Below are 20,014 nucleotides of genomic sequence, written 5' to 3' on the forward strand. Positions count from 1 at the left end.
GCCCCCAAACAGGAAGGTTCTCCATGACTCTCGCCCTCGTGTCGGGCTCGGCTGGCCTGATCGGTTCCTTGGCTGCTCCGGCTGCGGTGACACCGCGGTGAGAATCGGGATCATCACGCAGTGGTACGACCCGGAGGGTGGCTCTGCCGTTCTGCCGGGGATCATCAGTCGGTCGCTCGTCGCACTTGGGCACGAGGTGCACGTGCTCACCGGCTTCCCGAACTATCCGTCCGGCCGACTGTCTCCGGGGTACCGGATCCGTCCGTACCGGTTCGAGAAGATGAACGGAGTCTCGGTGCACCGGGTGCCGCTGGTGCCCAGCCACGACCGGTCAGCAGTCAGACGGGCTGCCAACTATCTCAGCTTCGCGGCCTCGGCAGCGGCCCGGTTGGACCTGCTCCGCAAAGTCGACGTGTGGCTGGTCTACTCCTCGCCGGCGACTGTGGCGCTGCCCGCGATGATGGCCCGTTGGCTGCACGGACGCCCGTACGTGATCCTCATGGAGGACCTCTGGCCGGACACCCTGGCGGAGAGCGACTACGTCCGCCCTGGCCGTCGCACCGACCTGATAATCCGGTTGCTCAACCGGTTCTGCGACTCGGCGCATCGGAACGCATCGTCGGTTGCCGTCATCGCGCCGGGTATGGCCGACATCCTGAACAGCCGCGGAGTCCCGCGAGACAAACTGTCGGTTGTCTACAACTGGGTCGACGAGCGGGTCTTCCGCCCGAGAACACCCGATCCGCAGATGGCTGCCTCCCTCGGGCTGCAGGGCTTCGTCGTCATGTACGCGGGAAGCATGGGGAACCTCCAAGGGCTCGATGTCGCCGTCGACGCACTGGAGTACCTCGCCGACATCCCGGACCTGACGCTCGTGTTCGCGGGCAGCGGCGTGGAAGAGCGGCGGCTACGCGAATCGGCCGCACGGTACGCACCCGGCCGGGTGGTCTTCCTCGGCCAGCAGCCGATCGAGCGGATGGTCGAGCTGATGCCACTCGCGGACGTCCAGTTGATCTCTTTGCGCGATCAGCCCTTCCTCCGCTCGATCATGCCCAGCAAGGTGCAGAGCACCCTCGCGTGCGGCCGTCCCATCGTCGCCGCCCTGGCGGGTGACGCGGCCCGGCTCGTCGACGAGTCCGGCGCCGGATTCGTCGCTCCCCCCGGCGACCCTTACGCCCTGGCCGACGCGATCCGTCGGATGTACGAGTTGGGCGCCGAGAAACGTGAAGAGCTGGGCCGCAGCGGCCGGCAGTTCTACCTGGAACGACTCTCGGAACGGGTCGGCAGCGTTGCCCTCGCCAGGCACCTGGAGAAGGCGGTCCGGGACCACGTCCCGTCCGATCGGTGACCGGCGCGCCGGTGGCGCCGCCGAACCCGGCAGCTCACGCCGCAGCACCGGTGGGCGAAACCGGACGGCGGCGGCTCTGACCGTGACAGCGGCCAGGCTCACTGGGCGGCCAAAAGGATAGCCGGATCTTCGGCTCAGATAACCCGAAAACGGCCAACAGTGCCGCTTCGCCCTGTAACAAGGACAAGGAGCGCAAAGCTCCTTCTGCCGGGCGGCGGAAGTAGTCGGAAGACGGGACAGGGAGCCAGTACATGCCCCAGGACACGGAGCACACGGAGCGGCTGGACCAGCGGACGCGGCGAGCCAGGGCTCGCCGCCGGGCCATCGGATTTCTCGCGGCCGACACCACCGCCTGGGTCGGCGGCTCAGTCGCGGCCGCTTGGACCCGATCCGAGTTCCAGCTTCCTCCCGGCCAGTTCGGCCGAGCCGCAGCGGTCGGGACGGCCGCTGCGGTCATACACGTGGCAGTGGCGGCGTTGCGTCGGCTCTACTCCGGACGACACCCGCTGGGCAGCCTGCAGGAGGTCCAAGGCCTCGCCGGCACCACCATCACGACGGCTGGGATCGTGCTGCTCGGCCTGCTGCCGTCCAGCGAGCGACCGGTTCCGGCGAGCACCCCTCTGGTCGGCGGCGCGCTCGCCCTGCTGTTCATGCTCGGCGCCCGGTTCGCGTACCGGCACCGCCGCGACCTCGCCATGCGGCCGGATGTCCGGTCGTCGACGCCGGTGCTGCTGTTCGGGATGGGAGATGCCGGCCAGGGGCTGCTCCGGGCCATGCTCAGCGACCCGCGCGGTCGGTACCTACCGGTCGGCGCCCTCGACGACGACCCGGACAAGCGCGACCTGCGCATCGGTCGGGTCCGCGTCCTGGGCGGACGGAACGATGTCGCCACCTCGGTCCGGCGTACCGGTGCCACCGCCGTCATCTTCTCGGTGGCCAACGCGGACGCCGCGCTGATCCGCCAGATCCGTGGGGCGACCCTTGACGCCGGCGCGGTGTTCAAGGTGCTGCCCCCGGTGCGGGACCTGGTCGACCACCGGATCACCGTCACCGACGTCCGGGACGTGCAGATCGACGATCTGCTCGGCCGCCGTCAGGTGGTCGGTGACCTGCCGCTGAGCACCAACAGCCTGACCGGGCGGCGGATCCTCGTCACCGGCGCCGGCGGGTCCATCGGCTCCGAACTCTGCCGCCAGGTGATGAAGGCCAACCCTGGTGAGCTGATGATGCTGGACCGGGACGAGTCGGCGCTGCACAGCCTCCAGATGTCGCTCGTCGGGCGGGCCATGTTGGACGGCCCCGAGCTGATCCTCGCCGACCTGCGGGACGACGAGGGCATTCGGCGGATCATCCGGGAGCGCCGACCGGAGGTCATCTTCCACGCGGCGGCGCTCAAGCACCTGACCCTGCTGGAGCGGCACCCGGGCGAGGCGGTCAAGACGAACGTCTGGGGCACCCTGTCGGTGCTGGACGCCTGCCAGGATGTGGCGAAGTTCGTCAACATCTCCACCGACAAGGCGGCCAACCCGATCAGCGTCCTCGGCTACTCGAAACGGATCACCGAGCGACTGACCGCACACGCCGGGTCCCGGTTCCCGGGGACCTTCCTCAGCGTCCGGTTCGGCAATGTGCTGAGCAGCCGCGGCTCGGTGGTGACCGCGTTCCAACGGCAGATCGAGGACGGACGGCCGCTGACCGTCACCCACCCCGACGTCACCCGCTACCTGATGACCGTCCAGGAGGCGGTCCACCTGGTGCTCCAGGCCGCCGAGATCGGTCAGGACGGCGAGGCGCTGGTGCTCGACATGGGTGACCCGGTCCGTATCACCGACCTGGCCCGACAGATGGCCGACCAGGCGTCCAGTTCCGTTCCGATCGTCTACACCGGCCTTCGCCCCGGCGAGAAGCTGCACGAAGACCTCCTCGGCACCGGCGAGGTGGACACCCGGCCGTTCCATCCGCTGGTGTCGCACGTGGCCGTCCCGGCGCTCGACCCGATAGAGGTCAGCGGGCTCGACCCGTACGACGACACGGCGAAGATCGTCGAGCATCTCGCGCTGCTCTGCGCCCAGCCGGTCGGTCCGATGGCGAAGGGTCCGCTGGGCGTACCCCTGCAATCGCACTGATCGACCCCGCCGCAGCGGCGGCGGTGCACGGGGTGACGCCGCGGCGGCGTCACCCCGTTCCGTTGGCTGAAGGGCCCCGCGGTCACCGCACCCCGTGCGCGCGGGCCGGGACCAGGCGCACCGACACCAGGGCCGGCGACCACAGGTTCGTGGTGGCCGGCCCTGGTGTCGGTGCTGCTGGTCAGCGGCGGATGCCCGCCCAGTCGTGGTGTCGGCGCACGGTGGAGAGGATGAAGTCGACCACGCGTCGGGAGGTGTCGCGCACCTGGTAGTCGACCGGGCAGGGCACCCCCTCCGCGGCGACCTGCGCCACCATCACCTCGACAGCCTCGACCACGCCCTGCGGGTCCAGGCCGGTCATGATGATGCCGCCGGCGTCGAGCGCCTCGGGGCGTTCGATCGACTCGCGCAGCGTCACCGCGGGGAAGCCCAGGATGGCGGCCTCCTCGCTGATCGTGCCGCTGTCCGAGAGGGTGCAGTAGGCCTTCGTCTGCAGATGTACGTAGTCGAGCAGCCCGAACGGGTCGTGGAAGGCGATGCCGTCGAGTCCGGTGGCATCCGGGGCCAGTGCCTCCAGCCGCTTACGGGTGCGCGGGTGGGTGGAGACCAGCACCGGGAAGCCCCACCGGTCGCGAACCGCGACAAGGCAGTCCAGCAGCCGCTGGAGCCGGTCGGGGCGATCGACGTTCTCCTCCCGGTGCGCGCTGACGAGGAAGTAGCGGCCCTGGGCGAGTTCCAGTTGACTCAGGATGGTCGAGCTGGCGATCGGCGTCCGGTAGTGCTCCAACACCTCCCGCATCGGCGAGCCGGTGTGCAGGATCCGGCGCGGGTGCAACCCTTCGGCGAGCAGGTTTCGCCGTGCGTGTTCGGTGTAGACGAGGTTGAAGTCGGCCACATGGTCGACCAGGCGCCGGTTGGTCTCCTCCGGCACGTTCAGGTCGAAGCACCGGTTGCCGGCCTCCATGTGGTAGACCGGCACCCGCATCCGGCGGGCCATCAGTGCGGCGATGCAGCTGTTGGTGTCACCGAGCACCAGCAGCGCGTCCGGCCGCACCTCGGCGATCGCCGCCTCCATGCCGACAAGCACCCCGCCGAGGACCCGGCCCAGTGATGAGGTGTCGACGCGGAGGAACCGATCCGGCTCCCGCAGGCGCAACTCCTTGAAGAACACGTCGGACAGGGTGCTGTCCCAGTTCTGCCCGGTGTGCACCAGCGTGTGATCCACCGTGTCGTCGAGTCGAGCGATCACCCGGGAGAGCCTGATGATCTCGGGTCGGGTGCCGACCACCGTCATGATCCGGGTCATGCCCGTCCTCTCTCTGCTGTCACGTGAGCGGTCGACCTCACGCGCTGACCGTCAGTGGCGCCGACGCGGCCGCCTCCACCGTCTCGGCCCAGGTGTCCGGCCGGTCCGGGTCGAAGAGCTCGTTGGTCCAGAACATCGTCACCAGTTCGTCCGTGCCGGTGTTCACCAGCTTGTGCACCCACATCGTGGGCATGTCGATGAGGGCCGGCTCGGCACCGCTCACCGGGAACCGCAGCACCTCGGAGTCGCCGACCCGGCGCAGGCTGATCTCGGCCGAGCCGCGCAGCACCACGAACCGTTCCACCTTCGCCAGGTGGAAGTGTTCACCCCGGGTGATCCCCGGACGGGTGGTGGAGCAGAACGTCTGCCCCGCCCCGCCGTGTGCCTTCACCGTCTCGACCAGTTCGCCACGGGCATCGGCCCGCCGGGGCAGTGTGATCGGGTAATGCGCCGGGAAGCAGTGCGACCGGTACGTGTTGAACAGCCGTACGTCGTGCCGGCTCAGCAGGGACGGGATCTCCCCGGTCCGGTACGTCGCGGCCATCCCGGTGAGTCGGTCCGCGAGAGCCTGGACGCCGATGCGCAGCGCCGGCATGGCCGGATCCCACGATCCGCCGCCTGGCACCCCGATGAGACGCGCCGCGGCGTCGGTGACGTGCACCAGGCTCAGCTCGCGATCGGCGTGCACCTCGGGCCGCCCACCCTCGGCGAGCAGCCGGCAGAAGGTCGCCACCGCCGAGTTGTAGTAAGGCCGACCGTGCTCGCCGTACAGGTTCGGCAGCAACACGTCGTCGAGGTCGACGCCGGTGTCCGCCAGCACCCGGGCGGCAGCGGCCTTGGCGTCGCCGTACGGTGTGCCGTTGCCGGACTGCACCGAGTTGGCGTAGACCACCCGCGCCGGCGGGTCCGCGCAGTGCTTGAGCCCGTCGGCGAGCTGGGTGGCGAGCTGGATGTTGCCGGCGGCGACCTCGGCCGGCTCTCCACGGTTGACGCCGGCCAGATGCAGCAGACGGTCGTGGCCGGCGATCTTCGCCGCGGTCACGCCGGGGTCGGCCAGATCGGCGCGGCTGAGCACTGTCGGCTCCGGCCAGCCGAGCACGCGCAGCAGCACCCGGACGTGCCAGCCGAGAAAGCCGCCGCCACCCGTGACGGCGAGCCTCAGCACGCCAACACCGGGTCCCGCAGGGCCAGCTCCGCCCGCACCTCGGGCAGCGTCTTGAGCAACTCGACAATCTCGGGTACGCCGAGCTGCGGCGCGTTCGACGAGTTGAAGTCTTCGGTCAGCCCGTCGCCGAACTCTCCCTCGGAAACGTAGAGCGCGTAGTTGAGGTCGCGACCGTCCAGCGGCACCCGGAGAAAGTCCCCGAAGTCCTCGGCCTGGATGAGTTCCTCCCGGCTAGCCAGCGTCTCGGCCTGCTTCTCACCGTGCCGTACGCCGATCACATCGAGCTTGGCGGGCACGTCGAAGAGCTGACACACCGCCTCGGCCAGGTCGCCGACGGTGCAGGCCGCCGCCTTACGAATGAAGATGTCACCGGTACGGGCGTGCTGGAACGCATGCTCGACCAGCTCGACGGAGTCGGCCAACGACATGACGAACCGGGTCATTCCCGGGTCGGTCACGGTGGGCGCCCGGCCCGCCTTGATCTGCTCGATGAAGAGCGGGATCACCGAGCCACGCGAGTACATGACATTGCCGTACCGCACGCAGGAGACCGTGGTGGCGCTGTTCGGGTTGTTCCGGGCGTGCGCCTGGGCGACCTTCTCCATCATCGCCTTGCTCATGCCCATCGCGTTCACCGGGTAGACGGCCTTGTCGGTGCTGAGGACCACCACCGAGCCGACACCGTTACGCTCGGCGGCCTCGACGACATTGCTGCTGCCCAGCACGTTCGTCCGTACCGCCTCAAGTGGGAAGAACTCACACGACGGCACCTGCTTGAGAGCGGCCGCGTGGAAGATGTAGTCGATACCCCGGCTCGCCTTGAGCACCGAGTCGTAGTCCCGGATGTCCCCGACGTAGTAGCGGACCCGCTCGTCACCCAGCAGCCGACGCATCGCGTCCTGCTTGGCCTCGTCGCGGCTGAGCACCCGCACCTCGCCGACGCCGCGTGCGAGGAGCCGGCGAACCATGGTCTGGCCGAAGGAACCCGTACCGCCGGTGATGAGCACGCGGCGTCCGGTGGTCGCGAAAGTCATTGGTCCTCCCGTGTCGTCGATTCGCCGGTCCGCTACCCGACGACTCGACAAAGGAGCCGGGGCATCGCCCACGCATCCGTCCGGAGCAAGGGCCGTCTCGGCCGGTTGCAGCACCGGGGACAACGACATGTCGGCTCAACAGATACGCGCGTCTCCGCTAAGTCGTCGTAAAGTATGACAAAGAAGAAACGACCGCCCCTTTACTGGCGGCCCAACTGACGTCCAATTCATGAAACATCCGAAGTAACGGACCGACCCTTGCTATAACACCCTTACGCACTGGCGACGCCCCATCCGGTACGCCCCCGTTTGCGACCTGGCCTACCCCAGAGGCGACACGTCGTTGGTCTTTGCGTGTGCCCACGGACGGCGAGCCTGGCGGCGCACAGCGGCGACGAGCGGAACGACCACTACCGGGAGGCACCCGGCGGAGCGGACCACTGACGCGGGAGCACAGCTGGATGAGCACGACAACACCAGACCTCACCAAACGGCGATTCGCGCCGCCGTCGGCGTTGCCAGGACCAAACCACAATCCGCTGGCCCTGTTCCGTGGCTCCTTACGAGCCTGGCTGCCACTGCTGCTGGCTGGCGGTTGGATGCTGGGGACATTCGGCCTCTTCTGGGCCGGGGCATTGGCGCAGGAGGTACCAAACCCCGGCACGCTGTGGCTGTTCGTGATGAGCGCTACCGGCGCCTTTGCCGTCGGTTATGTCGCCCAGCTCTTCCGCAGCGATTTTCGGCCGAGGGCCAGCACGACGCGATCCACCGACGTGCTGCGGGCGCGTCGGCTGGTCCTGGCTGGCGGCATCTACTACGTGCTCTTCGGCCTGGCCCTGTTGTTCGAATACGGGGCGACCGGCCCGGGCAGCATCATCGCCAGCCTGCAAGACCCCGCAGGTGCGTACCTCAACAAATTCACTGTCTACCAGCAGCAGGAGGATAACGGACGGACGAACCCGGTCATCCAGGTACTGACCCTGCTCGGCGTTCTCGGCACCGCGCTTGTCCCACTGCTGGTCGTCCACTGGCGACGGCTGTCGGGTGGTCTGCGACTGGTCGGGCTGGCCGGCATCGGGGTCTACAGTCTCTTCTTTCTCTACATCGGCACACTCAAGGGCCTCGGGGACTTCGTCCTGATGATTGCTGCCGGGCTGCTCATCGCCTCGTCGCGAAATCGCGACCGCGCCGCACAGAGGGTGAAGCGGCGGCGTGCGACAGTGCTGGCGGCAGTCGTGTTCGCGCTCTTCTGCGCCTACATGATGAGCAGTCAGGCCGATCGGGTCGACCAGTTCGGCACCCACGACCGCGTCCGTGCCAATCCGACAGTTGAGCGGGTTGCCGGTGAACAGGTCGCGACGGGTCTCGCCGCGCTGGTGATCTACCCAACCCATGGCTATCTCGGCCTCGCGTACAACCTCGAAACGCCGTTCGTTTGGTCCCACGGGCTGGGCAGCACTCCGGCGATCACCTCGTACGGCAGCCAGTACCTCGGCATCGAGGCCGACCAGTACCCGGCCTACCCGGTCCGCACCGAGGGCCGGACGGGATGGCCCGCAGGCATGTACTGGTCGACGATCTATCCCTGGTTGGCCTCAGATCTCACCTTCCCGGGAACCGTGCTCTTCATGGCCTTCCTGGGTTGGTTCTTCGCCCGGCTCTGGCGCGAGGTGAACCTCGCGGGCGGCATCCTGCCGACCTTGATCTTCGTTCAGATGTGTCTGCTCGTCGCCTACATTCCCGCGAACAACCAACTCGGCATGTCGCGCCCGGCGGTGATCGGTCTCGCCACTCTGCTGTTCCTTTACCTGTGGACCGCACTCACCCGGAGCGTGAAGGGCTCAGCGCCGCCCGAGCGGGTGCTGCGGTAGCTCACCCTTCCCCGTCGACACGCGGCCATGACGGTGGGTAGCGGTCATCAGTTCGACCAGGAAGGACCGAATCCGCTCGCCCTGTGCCGCAGGCCCCCGCGTCTGTCGTACGAATGCGGCTCCGGCGCTGCCGAGAGCGCCCCTGTCCGCAGGAGACATGGCGAGCACCCGGAGCAGGGCGTCGCGCAGACCCTTGGCCGTGTCGGACTCAGCAAAGCAGAGATACGGATCGTAGTCGGCCGGGATGCCGGGCAGCCTGGTGGTCACAACCGGAATGCCGGTGGACAGGTACTCGATGAGCTTCGACGGAAACGAGTACCGGACGAACGATTGATCCACCGGCCTCGGATTCACCAGAACCGAGGCGCGAGCGAGGCGCCGCACCAACCCACCGCGGTCAAGCAGCTCGGGTGGGGCTATACGGGGGTCTGCCTTCGCCTGCGTCCGCAGCCACTCCTCCAGTTCTCCCCTACCGAACAGGAACAGACGCAGATCGGGATCGTCCATGCCGCGGAACGCCTCGACCAGGCGGTCGACGCCGTAGGCCCGAGTGAGGCCGCCGGCATACACCACGTCCCGGAAGCCAGCTACCGGCGCTCGACTCGCCACCAACGGCCCGTCCGTGTCGAGCGAACCAGCGGGGTCAGACGGTGCTGCCTGGGCAGCCGGCGGGTTGCAGATTCCCTCCATGACAAGACGCGGAAGCGAAGGCGCGAAATCCTCGGCAAGCGCGGCGGTGAGCACCACGACGCCGGAACACCGACGCAGCGCCATGCGGACCAACGAGTGATCCAGCCGGCGCAGCGCCCGGACGATCCGGCCGTCATCGGGGAGTACCACCCCGGGGGGATCGGTCAGGACGGGTACAACCCGTGCGGAGCCTCGCCATGCGACCAGGGCACCGAACCACAGGAAAGGCGTGTGGACGCCGTGGATGAGCAGGACGTCGTCGCCGTGCTGGCGTAACGCGCGCGAACCTGCACGTACGGCCGCCAGGAACCGCGTCACGTGTTTCAGGCCGAGCAGATTGACGAAGCCCAGCAACTCTCCCTGCACGCCGGCCTGCTCGAACCGCCCTGACCTGAAGCGGATCTGCCGATTCCGTGGAAAGGTCGACGCGGGGGCCGCGGAGAGCAGTCGTACCGGACATCCTGCCGCGCGAACGCTCTCGACCAGGGCCCAGGCGAACGTGTGAGTCTGGGTAGGCAGGACGACGTCTCGGGCCACGATGTGCTGGAAGAGGTCGTCCGCAACGGTAAAACCCAGCAGCAGTACGTGGGGATGCGGCTCGTCGGTCACACGGCTCCTTCCAGGATGCGCCGATAGACGCCATCGAGAGACCTGAGCATGACCGGCAGGCTGTATGCGTCCTGCACCACCTTGCGGCCCGTCTCCCCCACGTGTCGACGTTCGGCAGCGTCGGAGAGCAACGGCCCGAGGGCTCCGGCGAACGCCTCCGGATCTCCGGCCCTGACGAGGTGACCACCGCCCTGACGGAGCACCTCGACGTTGCCACCAACGGCCGAGGCCACGACGGGCAGCGCGTGCGCCATTGCCTCCAACAAGGCGTTGGACAGGTTCTCGTGCAGGGTGGGGAAGACGAAAACATCAGCGACCGAGAGAAGGTCCGGCACGTCGAGCCGATTGCCGAGCAGCCGTACCTCGGTACCGGGCACGCCGGCCAGGGCCTGGGTGATCCCGACCCGGTCCGGCCCGTCGCCGGCGACCAGCAGGACCCGGGGGCCAGTCTGAGGCGGCAGTCGGCGCAGCGCGTCCGCCAGGACCCCGAATCCCTTATCCCAGTTCAGCCGCGCTACCGCGATCATGACCAGGTCGTCGTGGGCCAGGCCGAGGTTGGCGCGTCGGCTGTTCCTCGCATCTGCATCCACATGGGCGGGTAGTGGAACCCCGTTGGGAATCACGCCGACGAACTTGTCCTCGTACGCCCGCAGGAAACTCCGGCCCGCTGCATATTCACACACGGTGGCGAAGTGGCTGGCCATCCGCAGAGTGGACGGCTCAGCACCGTGGGCCAGCATCGCGCGACGCCACGTGCGGCCGCCGTGTTTCAGGTCCCGCACGGTGCCGTGCACGGTGACCAGGATCCGTGGGCAGCCGGCCATCCGGGCGGCGAGCACCCCGTGAAGTCCCTCGTTCTGCAGGCCGCGCACGTGCACCAGATCGGGACGTACCCGGCGCAGGAGTTGGGTCCATTGACGCAACAGGGGCACGTTGAGGCCACCGTTGCCGCCGACCTGATGCATGCGGACGAACTCGTACTGCTCACTCAACGCCGAGTCAAGCACCCGCCGCACGGCGGTCAGTGGCCCGTTGGCACCAGGCGTGCCGGCCGAATGCTGCACAACGATCGGCCGTGCCCGCACGGGCCGCGCGTTCGGGCTCTGGTCGATCCGCCTGGCTGGTTTCACTGACACTCCATCGTCGACCAGGGGCCATCGGCGGCGCGCCCCGACCTCCGTAACCGTCTCGGTGCGTACAGTAACACCGGCATTAGTCGCTAAAAGCCTGAGACACGCTTTATACGAATGGAAAGCATGAAAAGCTACGAGACCCTCACCTCTGCAGCTCAGCCGACCATTGCCCCGATGGAGCCCGTTCCACGAGTCGTCATGCTGGCGGCGTATCGGTTCCCGCACGGTGACGCGATGTCGAACCGACTGCTCCAGTTGGCCCGCTCCGCCACCCCTCCAGGTGCGTCAACCCTGATCATCAATGACTGGCCCGGGAACGACCGCCAGCCGGAATCGGTCGCCCTGCCACCCGAGCTGCGGCTGATCACGCTCTCCGCTGCCGGCGGAGGCGGCCGATTCCGTCGATGGGCGCACCGACAGAGCCGCCCCCTGCGCGTGCTCAGGGCCCTGCGACAAGCGGGGATACCCACCGGCGATCTCACCGGGGTCTGCATTCCACTGGGGTTGTGGAACCTGAGCACCTGGACCGTGCTGCGGCTGACGCTGCGCTGCCCGTTGACGGTTGACGTGCTCGAACGGCACGACCCGGCACAGTTTCGCCACGGGCGACTGACGCCCTACTTCATCCGGCACCGGTGGCACTCGTTTCTCGCTGCGCGCTTGGCGGATCGGGTCATCGCGATCTCCACGACACTGCAACGACGCTTCGCACGGCCGAATCGCGCCACCCTGGTCGTTCCGCCCCAGGTCGACTGCGCCGACTACGACCAGCCGGCGCCGTCGTCACTGCAGGGCGGTCTGCGGTTGCTGTACGCCGGCACCGCGGGGTCCAAGGACCATCTCGCGGGCGTGCTGGAGGGCATCCGTCGGCTGCCGGAGACGGATCGTCGACGGGTGCGGCTGACAATAGCCGGAATGACCCAGGAGCAGGCCACCGCCGTGTCCGACCTGGACGACAAGGCGGTGGCGGACCTCGGCGACCAACTCGTCTTTCTGGGCCGGGTGTCGCGCGACCGGGTTCTCGCCGAACTGCGCGCGGCGCACTTCTCGGTGCTGATCCGGCCCCCTGGGGGCTACGCGGAGGCGGGCTTTCCGTCGAAGGTTCCAGAGAGCCTGGCCGCCGGCTGCCCGGTTCTACTCAACCACACCAGCGATCTGGCGACGTACATCAGCGATGGCCGAGAAGGCATCGTGCTGGCGGGGCCGGGCGCCGATGACGTCCGGGAGGGACTCCGCCGGGCACTCGCCCTGGATGACGCACAGTGGTGGCAGATGAGCCACTCCGCCCGTGAACGGGCCTCAGCGTTCGACTATCGCGCCTGGGCACCGACGGTCAGCGCGTTCGTGACCGGTCGCGCCACTGTCCGGAGCGGCCAGGACCACGCGGGCGGCCAACCGGCCGTCGCTCCACGACGGAGCGGTGAGTAACACAGCACGATCAGACCGTCGGCTCGGCTGGAGCCGGCGGTCTGCGCGTCCCGTTGCCGCCCCTCGGTGTCGCCGGCACCGTCCGGTGGTCGCGCGGGCCCGATACGCCGTAGATCTCGCGGATCACGGCAGCCTTCTCCTGAGCCGGCAGGTGGCCACAGCCGAGTGACTTGGCCTTCATCGCGGCGAGGTACTCGTCCGTGCTTCGGAGAACGCGGGCGGGTACGCCTGCGGCGACGCTGCCGTCCGGAACGTCACGGGTCACGACCGAGCCAGCCCCGATGATGCACCGATTCCCGATCCGCACACCCGGCATGATGATGGACCGGACGCCTATGTAGACGTCGTCACCGACGCTGATCGGAGCGGTCCACTCAAGATCGGGATGCTCTCTGCGCAGAATGAGAGTTCCGCCGTCGTGAGTGAGGAACTGCACTCCGGCCGTGATGTAGACATTGTCGCCCAAGGTGATCAGCCATGGCTCAGAGCCGAACATGCTCCGGTTGACGCCGTAGAAGCGCACCCGTCCGCGCATGTTCACCCCGATCGAACGCGCGAACTCTTCCGGATCACGGGCCGCCGCTCGCCGATCACGCAGGGCTGCGACGATGCCGCGGACTGTACTCAACATCATGCTCCATCTCGATCGAATTCGACCTTTTCGCTGGAACGCTGGCCAACGCCTTGCGATACCCGACGACGGCGGCTGGAAGTACGGTGACCCCGTACGACAGCGCCGAGGCGAGCGCGACACCCGACAGGCCACCCCGGCCCGCCAGGAGGATCTTCAGCGGCACGGCGACGACCAGGCAGGCCGCCCAACCGACGAACTGCGGCCCCAGCAGTCCGATGCTGTTCTGCACCATGAACAGCGGAGCCGCGACGGCAACGAGAATCGACCACACGGCGAGCGCGGCGAAGAGCGGTGTCGGCACCTGTTCGAGGTCGTCCGACCGTACCCAGAACTGCAGAATGTCGTTGCCGCTCAGGACGAGGCACAGCGCGGGCAGAGTCACCGCCGCGGCAGACAGGTAGACCATCCGTCGGGTGTTGCGCCGGACCCATCCCACATCGCCCCGAGCGAGCGCCTCGCCGTTGGCTGGCCACAGCGGCAGGTTGACCAGGGTCACGAACAGGGCCAGTACCGCGAACATCCGCAATATCACCGCGTAGTTGGCGGCCGCGTGCAGACCGAGCACCCGACCGACCAGGAAGCCGTCGAGGTTGAGGGCGATGGAACTCAACAAGGAGAGCCCGAAGAAGCGGGAACCCAGCCTGAGCAGTCCACGCGCTACCGGCGCACGCACATCCTTGACGCGTGGTCGGAAGGCGGGTTGCTGCCAACCGAAGTAGCAGATCGAGTTCGCCAGGTTCATCAGGGGCACGGCGAGCACCGCGGCCGCGATCACCAGAGCCGGACTGGCGTCCGTGGCGACAGCTGCCACCACCAGGCCCGCCGAACCAAGACTGCCAGCGGCCTGCCAGAGGTTGCTCTGCGCAATCTGCTGGTGGGCGTACTGCACCCGCTGGATGAGTGCCAACGGAATGTTGACCAGGAATGCGCCGAAGCAGAGCAACACCACAGCTCGGGCATCCCGAGCCACCACAGGGTCCGCGACGTTCAGCAGCGCCGACCAGGGAACCAGCCGGACAGTGACCAGCAACACCAGCAGCAGGGCCATCGCCAGTGCACCAAGTACGGCGTAGGCACTAGCGATTTCCCGGGCTGCCGCGCGCCGTTCACCGGTGGCGTACAACCGAGAGAGCCTGGTGAGTAGGCCGTTTCCGAGTCCGAAGTCGGCGAACAGCGCCATCGCGGTCAGTGAGGTGATGGCCATCCACATGCCGTACCGCTCGGCCCCGAGATAGCCGAAGGCTATCGGGGTGATCAGCAGTGGCGCGACCAGGCCGACAGCCTTGCCGGCGAGCGAAGAGGCGATGCCGGCGACCAGCGCGCGACCACGCGACCGCCGCGCCATCGACGTGTCGCCCTCGTGTAACTCCGGCCCCGCCGTCGCGGCCGGTACCTCTGGAGGGGTTTCAGCGGTGGTGCCGCCGACCAGGACGGTCGGGGCCGCACCGGCGGCCGGAGGCCGGTCGACCATCAGGCCTGCTGCTTCAACACATGCGCCTCGAACCACTCCACGGTGGCCCGTAGACCGTCGATGCGAGGGGTCGGCACCACGTCGGGAAAGAGCGAGCGGAGCACCCTGTTGTCGGCCTCGGAATGCCGGACGTCCCCAGGGCGCGGCGCCACGTGCCGCCGGGTGATCGGGCGGCCGATGATGCGCTCCAGTTCGGACACCACGGTGTGCAGCTCCGCCCGGGCGCCAAATGCGAGATTGACCGGCTGCGGATGGGAGACCGAACGCTCCACCGCGTCGAGCAGTACCGCGCAGACAGTCTCGACATAGGTGAAGTCGCGTGACTGCCGACCGTCCCCGTGGAGTTCGACGGGCTCACCGCGCAGTGCCGCGTAGACGAAGCGGGGGATGACAGCCGCGTAGCCGTGATCGTGCCGCTGGGCCGGGCCGTAGACGTTGAAGAAACGGAACGCGAGCGTAGGCAGGCCGAAGGACGCCTGGTAAGCAAGTGCGTAGGCCTCGGTGGCCAGTTTGCTCACCGCGTACGGACTGAGCGGGCGGGTCCAGGCGAGTTCGGTCTTGGGCAGCACCGGGTTCGCGCCGTAGACCGAGGAGGACGAAGCGACGATGACGTGGTTCACTTCATGCCGGCGAGCGGCCTCCAGCACCCGCAGTGTGCCGGTGGCGTTGGCGTGGTGTGACGCGATCGGATCACGTAGCGAACGCGGCACGCTGGGCAGCGCCGCCAGGTGCACCACCGCGTCCCGGCCGGTCATCGCCCGGTCCAGCGCCTCGTCGTCGAGCATCGAACCCGGAGTGGTGTCGACGTCGAGACCATCGAGGTTGCTCATCTGCCCCGTTGCGAGATCGTCGAGGATCCGGATGTCGGAGACGGTGCGCCGCAGGACCGCCGCGCGGGCCAGATTCGAGCCGATGAATCCCGCGCCGCCGGTGATGAGTAGTCGCATTCGTCCCGCCTTCACGCCCCGTTGAGTGGTCATCCGGTCCAACGACTCTCGACAGCGGCCGTCACGCTTCGTCATTGTGCGACTACGAGTTGATGCTGACGGGCCGGCTGAGCGACATCAGCGACCGGCAGCTGCGGACGAGACTGGCCGGGCTTCAGACCCCGGAAGGTCCGACAACGCCGCCAGCTCCCCCGGGGCCAGCCGGCGTTCCGGCGGGTAGAGCTGCTGTTCGTGCGAGATGATCGTCTCCACCGGCCAGCGCAGCCGGATCACTCGCGCCGGGTTGCCGGCGGCGACCGCGTAGGGCGGCACCGGACGCGTCACCACAGCGCCTGCCCCGATCACCGCACCCCGACCGATCGTCACTCCGTGCAGGATGACGGCACGGGTGCCCACCCACACGTCGTCGCCGATCGTCACTCCCCGGTCCAGAGCCGCGTCCGAGGGAGCCTTCTCGACGGAGATCATCGGGGCGCCGACCCGGTCGATCCGATGATTGCCGCCCCGGATGGTGACCTCGGGCCCGAACATGACGTTGTCGCCGATCCGGATCCGGGATCGAGCGGCCATGATGACCGGACGGTGACCGAGGTCGACGTTGCGGCCGACCTCGATCGTCTCGTAGGTGTAGATGCCGTCCGGGTCGAAGGTGAAGTTGTCACCCCGGGCGGCGAAGCGGCCGGCGCTCGCCAGGCCGCGGACGGCCCTGCGAACCCGCATGCCGCTGACCCAGATCAGGTCCAGAAGACGGGCGACCCCCACGACCACACGCGCGGGGCGGTGCGACGACACGCGCATCAGGCGCTACACCGCCCAGTAACGACCGCTTCCCGCTGGACCACATTGTGGATCTGACGCATCGAACCCTTCCCTCGCCTGATTGCGGCGACACCACTTCGGACACGAGCGAGCGTACGGGCTATTTGTCGGTTTGATGTGGTAATGAGCGTTTCCCGACGACCGGCAGACTTCGGTCACCGCGCAGGCATCTTGCGGCGGACAACCCGCATCGCCCGCAGCCGTCACGTGTGGCAGCCGCGTCGACACGGGCAGCGACCTTGCGCCCATCGAACTATTGACATCGATAACGCCGCACCGAAGGCTCGCGCCTACAGGTCCTTCACCCAAGGAGGCGCGATGAGACCGAGACGACTGGCGATCGCCGGCGTGGTCACCCTGCTCGGCGCACTGGCACTGACCCCACCGGCCAGCGCGCGGCCGCCGTCCGACCCGGGCGTCCGCGACGGCCTGGAGGTGTACGTCGGCACTGTCGACGCGAAACAGCGGGAGCAGCTGCGCGCGGCGGGGGTCGACCTCGGCCACGACGCGAAGACGGACTCGGCCGGCCGGACGACGGTCGAGACGGTCCTCAGCCGACGGCAGGCGAAGCGGTTGACCGACAAGGGCGTACCGCTGTCGGTGAAGAAGGTGCGAGGCAAGGACGCGTCGCAGGCGCTGCGGGAGCAGGCCGCGGCCGGCTGGACGAGTTTCCGTCCCTATGGTGAGCCGGGCGGCCTGCGAGACGAGCTGAACGCCACCGCGGCCCGGTATCCCAAGCTGACCAAGGTGGAGACGATCGGTCGCAGCCAGCAGGGGCAGCCGATCGTCGCCGTGAAGGTCACCAAGAACGCGCGGACCGTCGCGGACGGGAAGCGGCCCGCCGTGCTCTACGCCGGCGCGCAGCACGCCCGCGAGTGGATCACGCCGGAGATGACCCGCCGGCTGATGCATCACGTGCTGGACAGCTACGGCACCGACCGGGAGATCACCCGACTGCTGGACACGACCGAGCTGTGGTTCCTGCCGGTGGCCAACCCGGACGGCTACGACTTCACGTTCACCCCCGGCAACCGACTGTGGCGCAAGAACCTGCGGGACAACAACGGCGACGGGCAGGTCGGCTCCGGCGACGGCGTCGACCTCAACCGCAACTTCAGCTACAAGTGGGGGTACGACAACGAGGGTTCGTCACCGGAGCCGAACAGCGAGACCTACCGGGGCCCGGGCCCCAACTCGGAGCCGGAGACCAAGGCGCTGGACCGGCTCTTCAAGCGGGTCGGGTTCGAGTTCTTCGTCAACTACCACTCGGCGGCCGAGCTGCTGCTCTACGGCCTCGGTTGGCAGGTGAGCACTCCCACCCCGGACGACGAGATCTACAAGGCGATGGCCGGTGACGACGCGCACCCGGCGGTGCCCGGCTACGACCCGGACATCTCCGCCGAGCTGTACACCACGAACGGTGACACCGACAGCCACGCCACCGTTCGGTACGGCACGCTGGGCTTCACCCCGGAGATGTCCACGTGTGAGGCCGCCTCGGCGGTCGACCCCGACGACGAGTGGCGCCCGGAGGACTGCGTCAGCGGCTTCATCTTCCCCGACGACGAGGAGTTGATCGCTGGGGAGGTGGGCAAGAACCTGCCCTTCGCGCTGGCCGTGGCCAAGTCGGCGGCGGACCCGGACGAGCCGGTCTCGGTCGTCGGACGGAGCACCCCGGACTTCGTGGTGGACGCCTTCGACACCTCGTACGGGCGCACCCAGCAGGTCGCCGCGATCACCCGGCGGGCGCTGAAGAACGTCAAGATGCACTACACGGTCAACGGCGGGCGGCCGAAGACCGTCGAGGTCCGGGAGTGGCGCGGCGGTGAGCGGTACGGCGGCACGCACGACGACTACTACGCGGAGCTTCGCGGCAGGGTGGGCGGCACGAAGCCGGGCGACCGGGTGGAGGTCTGGTTCACCGGCAACAAACCCCGGTCCGGGGTGGTCGCCAGCGAACACTTCACCTATCGGGTGCACACCGACGTCGGAGGGGACGTGCTGGTCCTCGCCGCGGAGGATGTCACCGGCCTCAGCCCGGCGCAGACCGGCACCACCGCGAAGTACGCCGACGAGGTCGCGGCATCGCTGAGCGCCGCCGGGCGCAGCAGCGACGTGTACGACTTCGACGCGATGGGCCGCAGGGCGCCGCACCCGCTCGGCGTGCTGTCGCACTACCAGGCGGTGGTCTGGGAAACCGGCGACGACGTGATCATGCGCTCCCCCGGTCAGGTGGCCGGCACGACGGCCAGGGCGGCACTGGAAACCGAGCTGGCCGTTCGGGACTACCTGAACGAGGGCGGCAAACTGCTGGTCAGCGGCCAGTACGCGTTGTTCGCACAGGGCGCCAACGGGTCGTACGTCTATCACCCGGACGCGCCACCGGAGTGCACCGACGCCGAGGCCGCCAGCTGTCTGCCGCTGTTGAACGACTTCCAGCAGTACTGGCTGGGCGCGCACACCTACGTGAGCGACGGCGGAACCAGCCCGGACGGGGAGCCGTTCCCGGTCGTCGGGACCGACGCGGCGTTCACCGGCTTCGACGGGCAGCTGAACGCCTCCGGCTCGGCGGAGAACCAGGCGCACACCGCGTCGTTCCTGACCACGTCGAGCTTCCTGCCGCCGGACGAGTTCCCGCAGTTCGCCAGTTCCGCGCCGGTGGGCTGGACCCGACCGGGCGGCGCGCCGTTCGATCCGCGTACGGGTGAGTGGTACCTGTACAGCGGGCAGACCGACGAGTCGTACAAGCGGCTCACGCGCACGGTGGATCTCACCGGGGCGAGCAGCGGAGAGTTGCGCTTCTTCACCTCCTACGAGATCGAGCAGGACTGGGACTTCATGTTCGTCGAGGCGCACGAGGTGGGTAGCGACGACTGGACGACCCTGCCGGACGCCAACGGCAAGACCAGCACGGTCACCGGGGACAGCTGCGTCGAGGGTTGGGTGGAGCAGTTGCATCCGTTCCTTGCGCACTACCAGGGCGCGGACTGCTCCCCCACCGGGAGCACCGGCAGCTGGAACGCGGCGAGCGGGTCGTCGGGCGGTTGGAAGGAGTTCGTGGTCGACCTGTCGGGCTACGCCGGTAAGCAGGTCGAGGTGTCGATCACGTACGCCTCGGACTGGGGCACCCAGGGTCTCGGCGTCTTCCTGGACGACGCCCGGGTGCTGGTCGACGGGTCGACCGTGGCGGAGACCTCGTTCGAGTCGGCCGACCTGGGTGGCTGGACGGTGGCCGGCCCACCGCCCGGCTCCGCTGGCAACGCCAACGACTGGTCGCGCAGCCAGCAGGCGTTCGAGGAGGGCTCGGTGGTGGTCACCGGGGACACGGTGTACCTGGGCTTCGGGTTGGAGGGTCTGCCTCCGGCGGACCGCGACGACCTGGTCGCCCGCTCGCTGACCCACCTCACCGGGCAGCCCCGCCCCTGACGCGGCG

14 protein-coding genes are annotated in these 20,014 nt (G+C 68.4%); 5 read left to right on the top strand and 9 right to left on the bottom strand.

The window, feature by feature from the left end; all coding sequences use genetic code 11:
* Positions 1-97 precede the first annotated feature (97 nt).
* Entirely contained in the window at positions 98-1,348 is a 1,251-nt protein-coding gene (locus tag ACFYP0_RS18280; protein ID WP_355501319.1) for a glycosyltransferase family 4 protein, read from the top strand.
* A 251-nt stretch (positions 1,349-1,599) separates the two neighbouring features.
* Positions 1,600-3,474, top strand: a complete 1,875-nt coding sequence (locus ACFYP0_RS18285; RefSeq protein WP_355501316.1) for a nucleoside-diphosphate sugar epimerase/dehydratase — start codon at positions 1,600-1,602, stop codon at positions 3,472-3,474.
* Between the two features lie 181 nt (positions 3,475-3,655).
* On the opposite strand, the gene wecB is transcribed toward ACFYP0_RS18285, so the two are convergent.
* Genes wecB through ACFYP0_RS18300 form a run of 3 tightly spaced genes read right to left on the bottom strand, consistent with a single transcriptional unit; the run spans position 3,656 to position 6,979 of the window.
* Entirely contained in the window at positions 3,656-4,780 is a 1,125-nt protein-coding gene (gene wecB, locus ACFYP0_RS18290; RefSeq protein WP_355501314.1) for a non-hydrolyzing UDP-N-acetylglucosamine 2-epimerase, read from the bottom strand.
* Positions 4,781-4,817: 37 nt separating this feature from the next.
* A complete protein-coding gene (locus ACFYP0_RS18295; protein WP_355501311.1) occupies positions 4,818-5,945 on the bottom strand; it encodes a polysaccharide biosynthesis C-terminal domain-containing protein in 1,128 nt (375 codons plus the stop codon).
* Positions 5,939-6,979, bottom strand: a complete 1,041-nt coding sequence (locus ACFYP0_RS18300; protein WP_355501308.1) for an SDR family NAD(P)-dependent oxidoreductase — start codon at positions 6,977-6,979, stop codon at positions 5,939-5,941. Before ACFYP0_RS18300 ends, ACFYP0_RS18295 begins: the two co-directional genes overlap by 7 nt.
* Positions 6,980-7,440: 461 nt before the next feature.
* Between ACFYP0_RS18300 and ACFYP0_RS18305 the strand changes: the two genes are divergently transcribed.
* Positions 7,441-8,850 (top strand): hypothetical protein, encoded by a 1,410-nt coding sequence (locus ACFYP0_RS18305; RefSeq protein WP_355501306.1) that lies wholly within the window; start codon positions 7,441-7,443, stop codon positions 8,848-8,850.
* Here ACFYP0_RS18305 and ACFYP0_RS18310 read toward each other — a convergent pair.
* Together ACFYP0_RS18310 and ACFYP0_RS18315 are read right to left on the bottom strand one after the other, a co-directional pair.
* Complete coding sequence (locus ACFYP0_RS18310) at positions 8,821-10,149, bottom strand: glycosyltransferase (RefSeq protein ID WP_355501304.1); 1,329 nt, start codon at positions 10,147-10,149, stop codon at positions 8,821-8,823. The two genes, ACFYP0_RS18305 and ACFYP0_RS18310, sit on opposite strands and share 30 nt — an antisense overlap.
* Positions 10,146-11,279: a glycosyltransferase family 4 protein gene (locus ACFYP0_RS18315; RefSeq protein WP_356980873.1), complete on the bottom strand. Its 1,134-nt coding sequence runs from the start codon at positions 11,277-11,279 to the stop codon at positions 10,146-10,148. Before ACFYP0_RS18315 ends, ACFYP0_RS18310 begins: the two co-directional genes overlap by 4 nt.
* Positions 11,280-11,516: 237 nt before the next feature.
* Here ACFYP0_RS18315 and ACFYP0_RS18320 point away from each other — a divergent pair, with 237 nt between their 5' ends.
* The gene (locus tag ACFYP0_RS18320; protein WP_356980875.1) at positions 11,517-12,710 is read left to right on the top strand and encodes a glycosyltransferase; all 1,194 of its coding nucleotides are present in this window, start codon (positions 11,517-11,519) and stop codon (positions 12,708-12,710) included.
* 10 nt (positions 12,711-12,720) lie between these two features.
* Here ACFYP0_RS18320 and ACFYP0_RS18325 read toward each other — a convergent pair whose 3' ends face one another.
* From ACFYP0_RS18325 to ACFYP0_RS18340, 4 genes are all read right to left on the bottom strand, one after another.
* Positions 12,721-13,233: a DapH/DapD/GlmU-related protein gene (locus ACFYP0_RS18325; RefSeq protein WP_355501297.1), complete on the bottom strand. Its 513-nt coding sequence runs from the start codon at positions 13,231-13,233 to the stop codon at positions 12,721-12,723.
* A gap of 67 nt (positions 13,234-13,300) precedes the next feature.
* Entirely contained in the window at positions 13,301-14,815 is a 1,515-nt protein-coding gene (locus tag ACFYP0_RS18330; RefSeq protein ID WP_356980879.1) for a lipopolysaccharide biosynthesis protein, read from the bottom strand.
* On the bottom strand, positions 14,815-15,762 hold the full coding sequence (locus tag ACFYP0_RS18335) for an NAD-dependent epimerase/dehydratase family protein (protein ID WP_355501295.1): 948 nt from the start codon (positions 15,760-15,762) through the stop codon (positions 14,815-14,817). Before ACFYP0_RS18335 ends, ACFYP0_RS18330 begins: the two co-directional genes overlap by 1 nt.
* Before the next feature lie 117 nt (positions 15,763-15,879).
* Positions 15,880-16,482, bottom strand: coding sequence for an acyltransferase (locus tag ACFYP0_RS18340; RefSeq protein ID WP_355501292.1), 603 nt, complete (start codon positions 16,480-16,482; stop codon positions 15,880-15,882).
* Between the two features lie 417 nt (positions 16,483-16,899).
* Here ACFYP0_RS18340 and ACFYP0_RS18345 point away from each other — a divergent pair, with 417 nt between their 5' ends.
* Entirely contained in the window at positions 16,900-20,007 is a 3,108-nt protein-coding gene (locus ACFYP0_RS18345; RefSeq protein WP_356980882.1) for a M14 family metallopeptidase, read from the top strand.
* Positions 20,008-20,014: the final 7 nt, after the last annotated feature.

The sequence above is a fragment of the Micromonospora arida genome, assembly GCF_042873195.1.
Taxonomy (GTDB): Bacteria; Actinomycetota; Actinomycetes; order Mycobacteriales; family Micromonosporaceae; genus Micromonospora; species Micromonospora arida.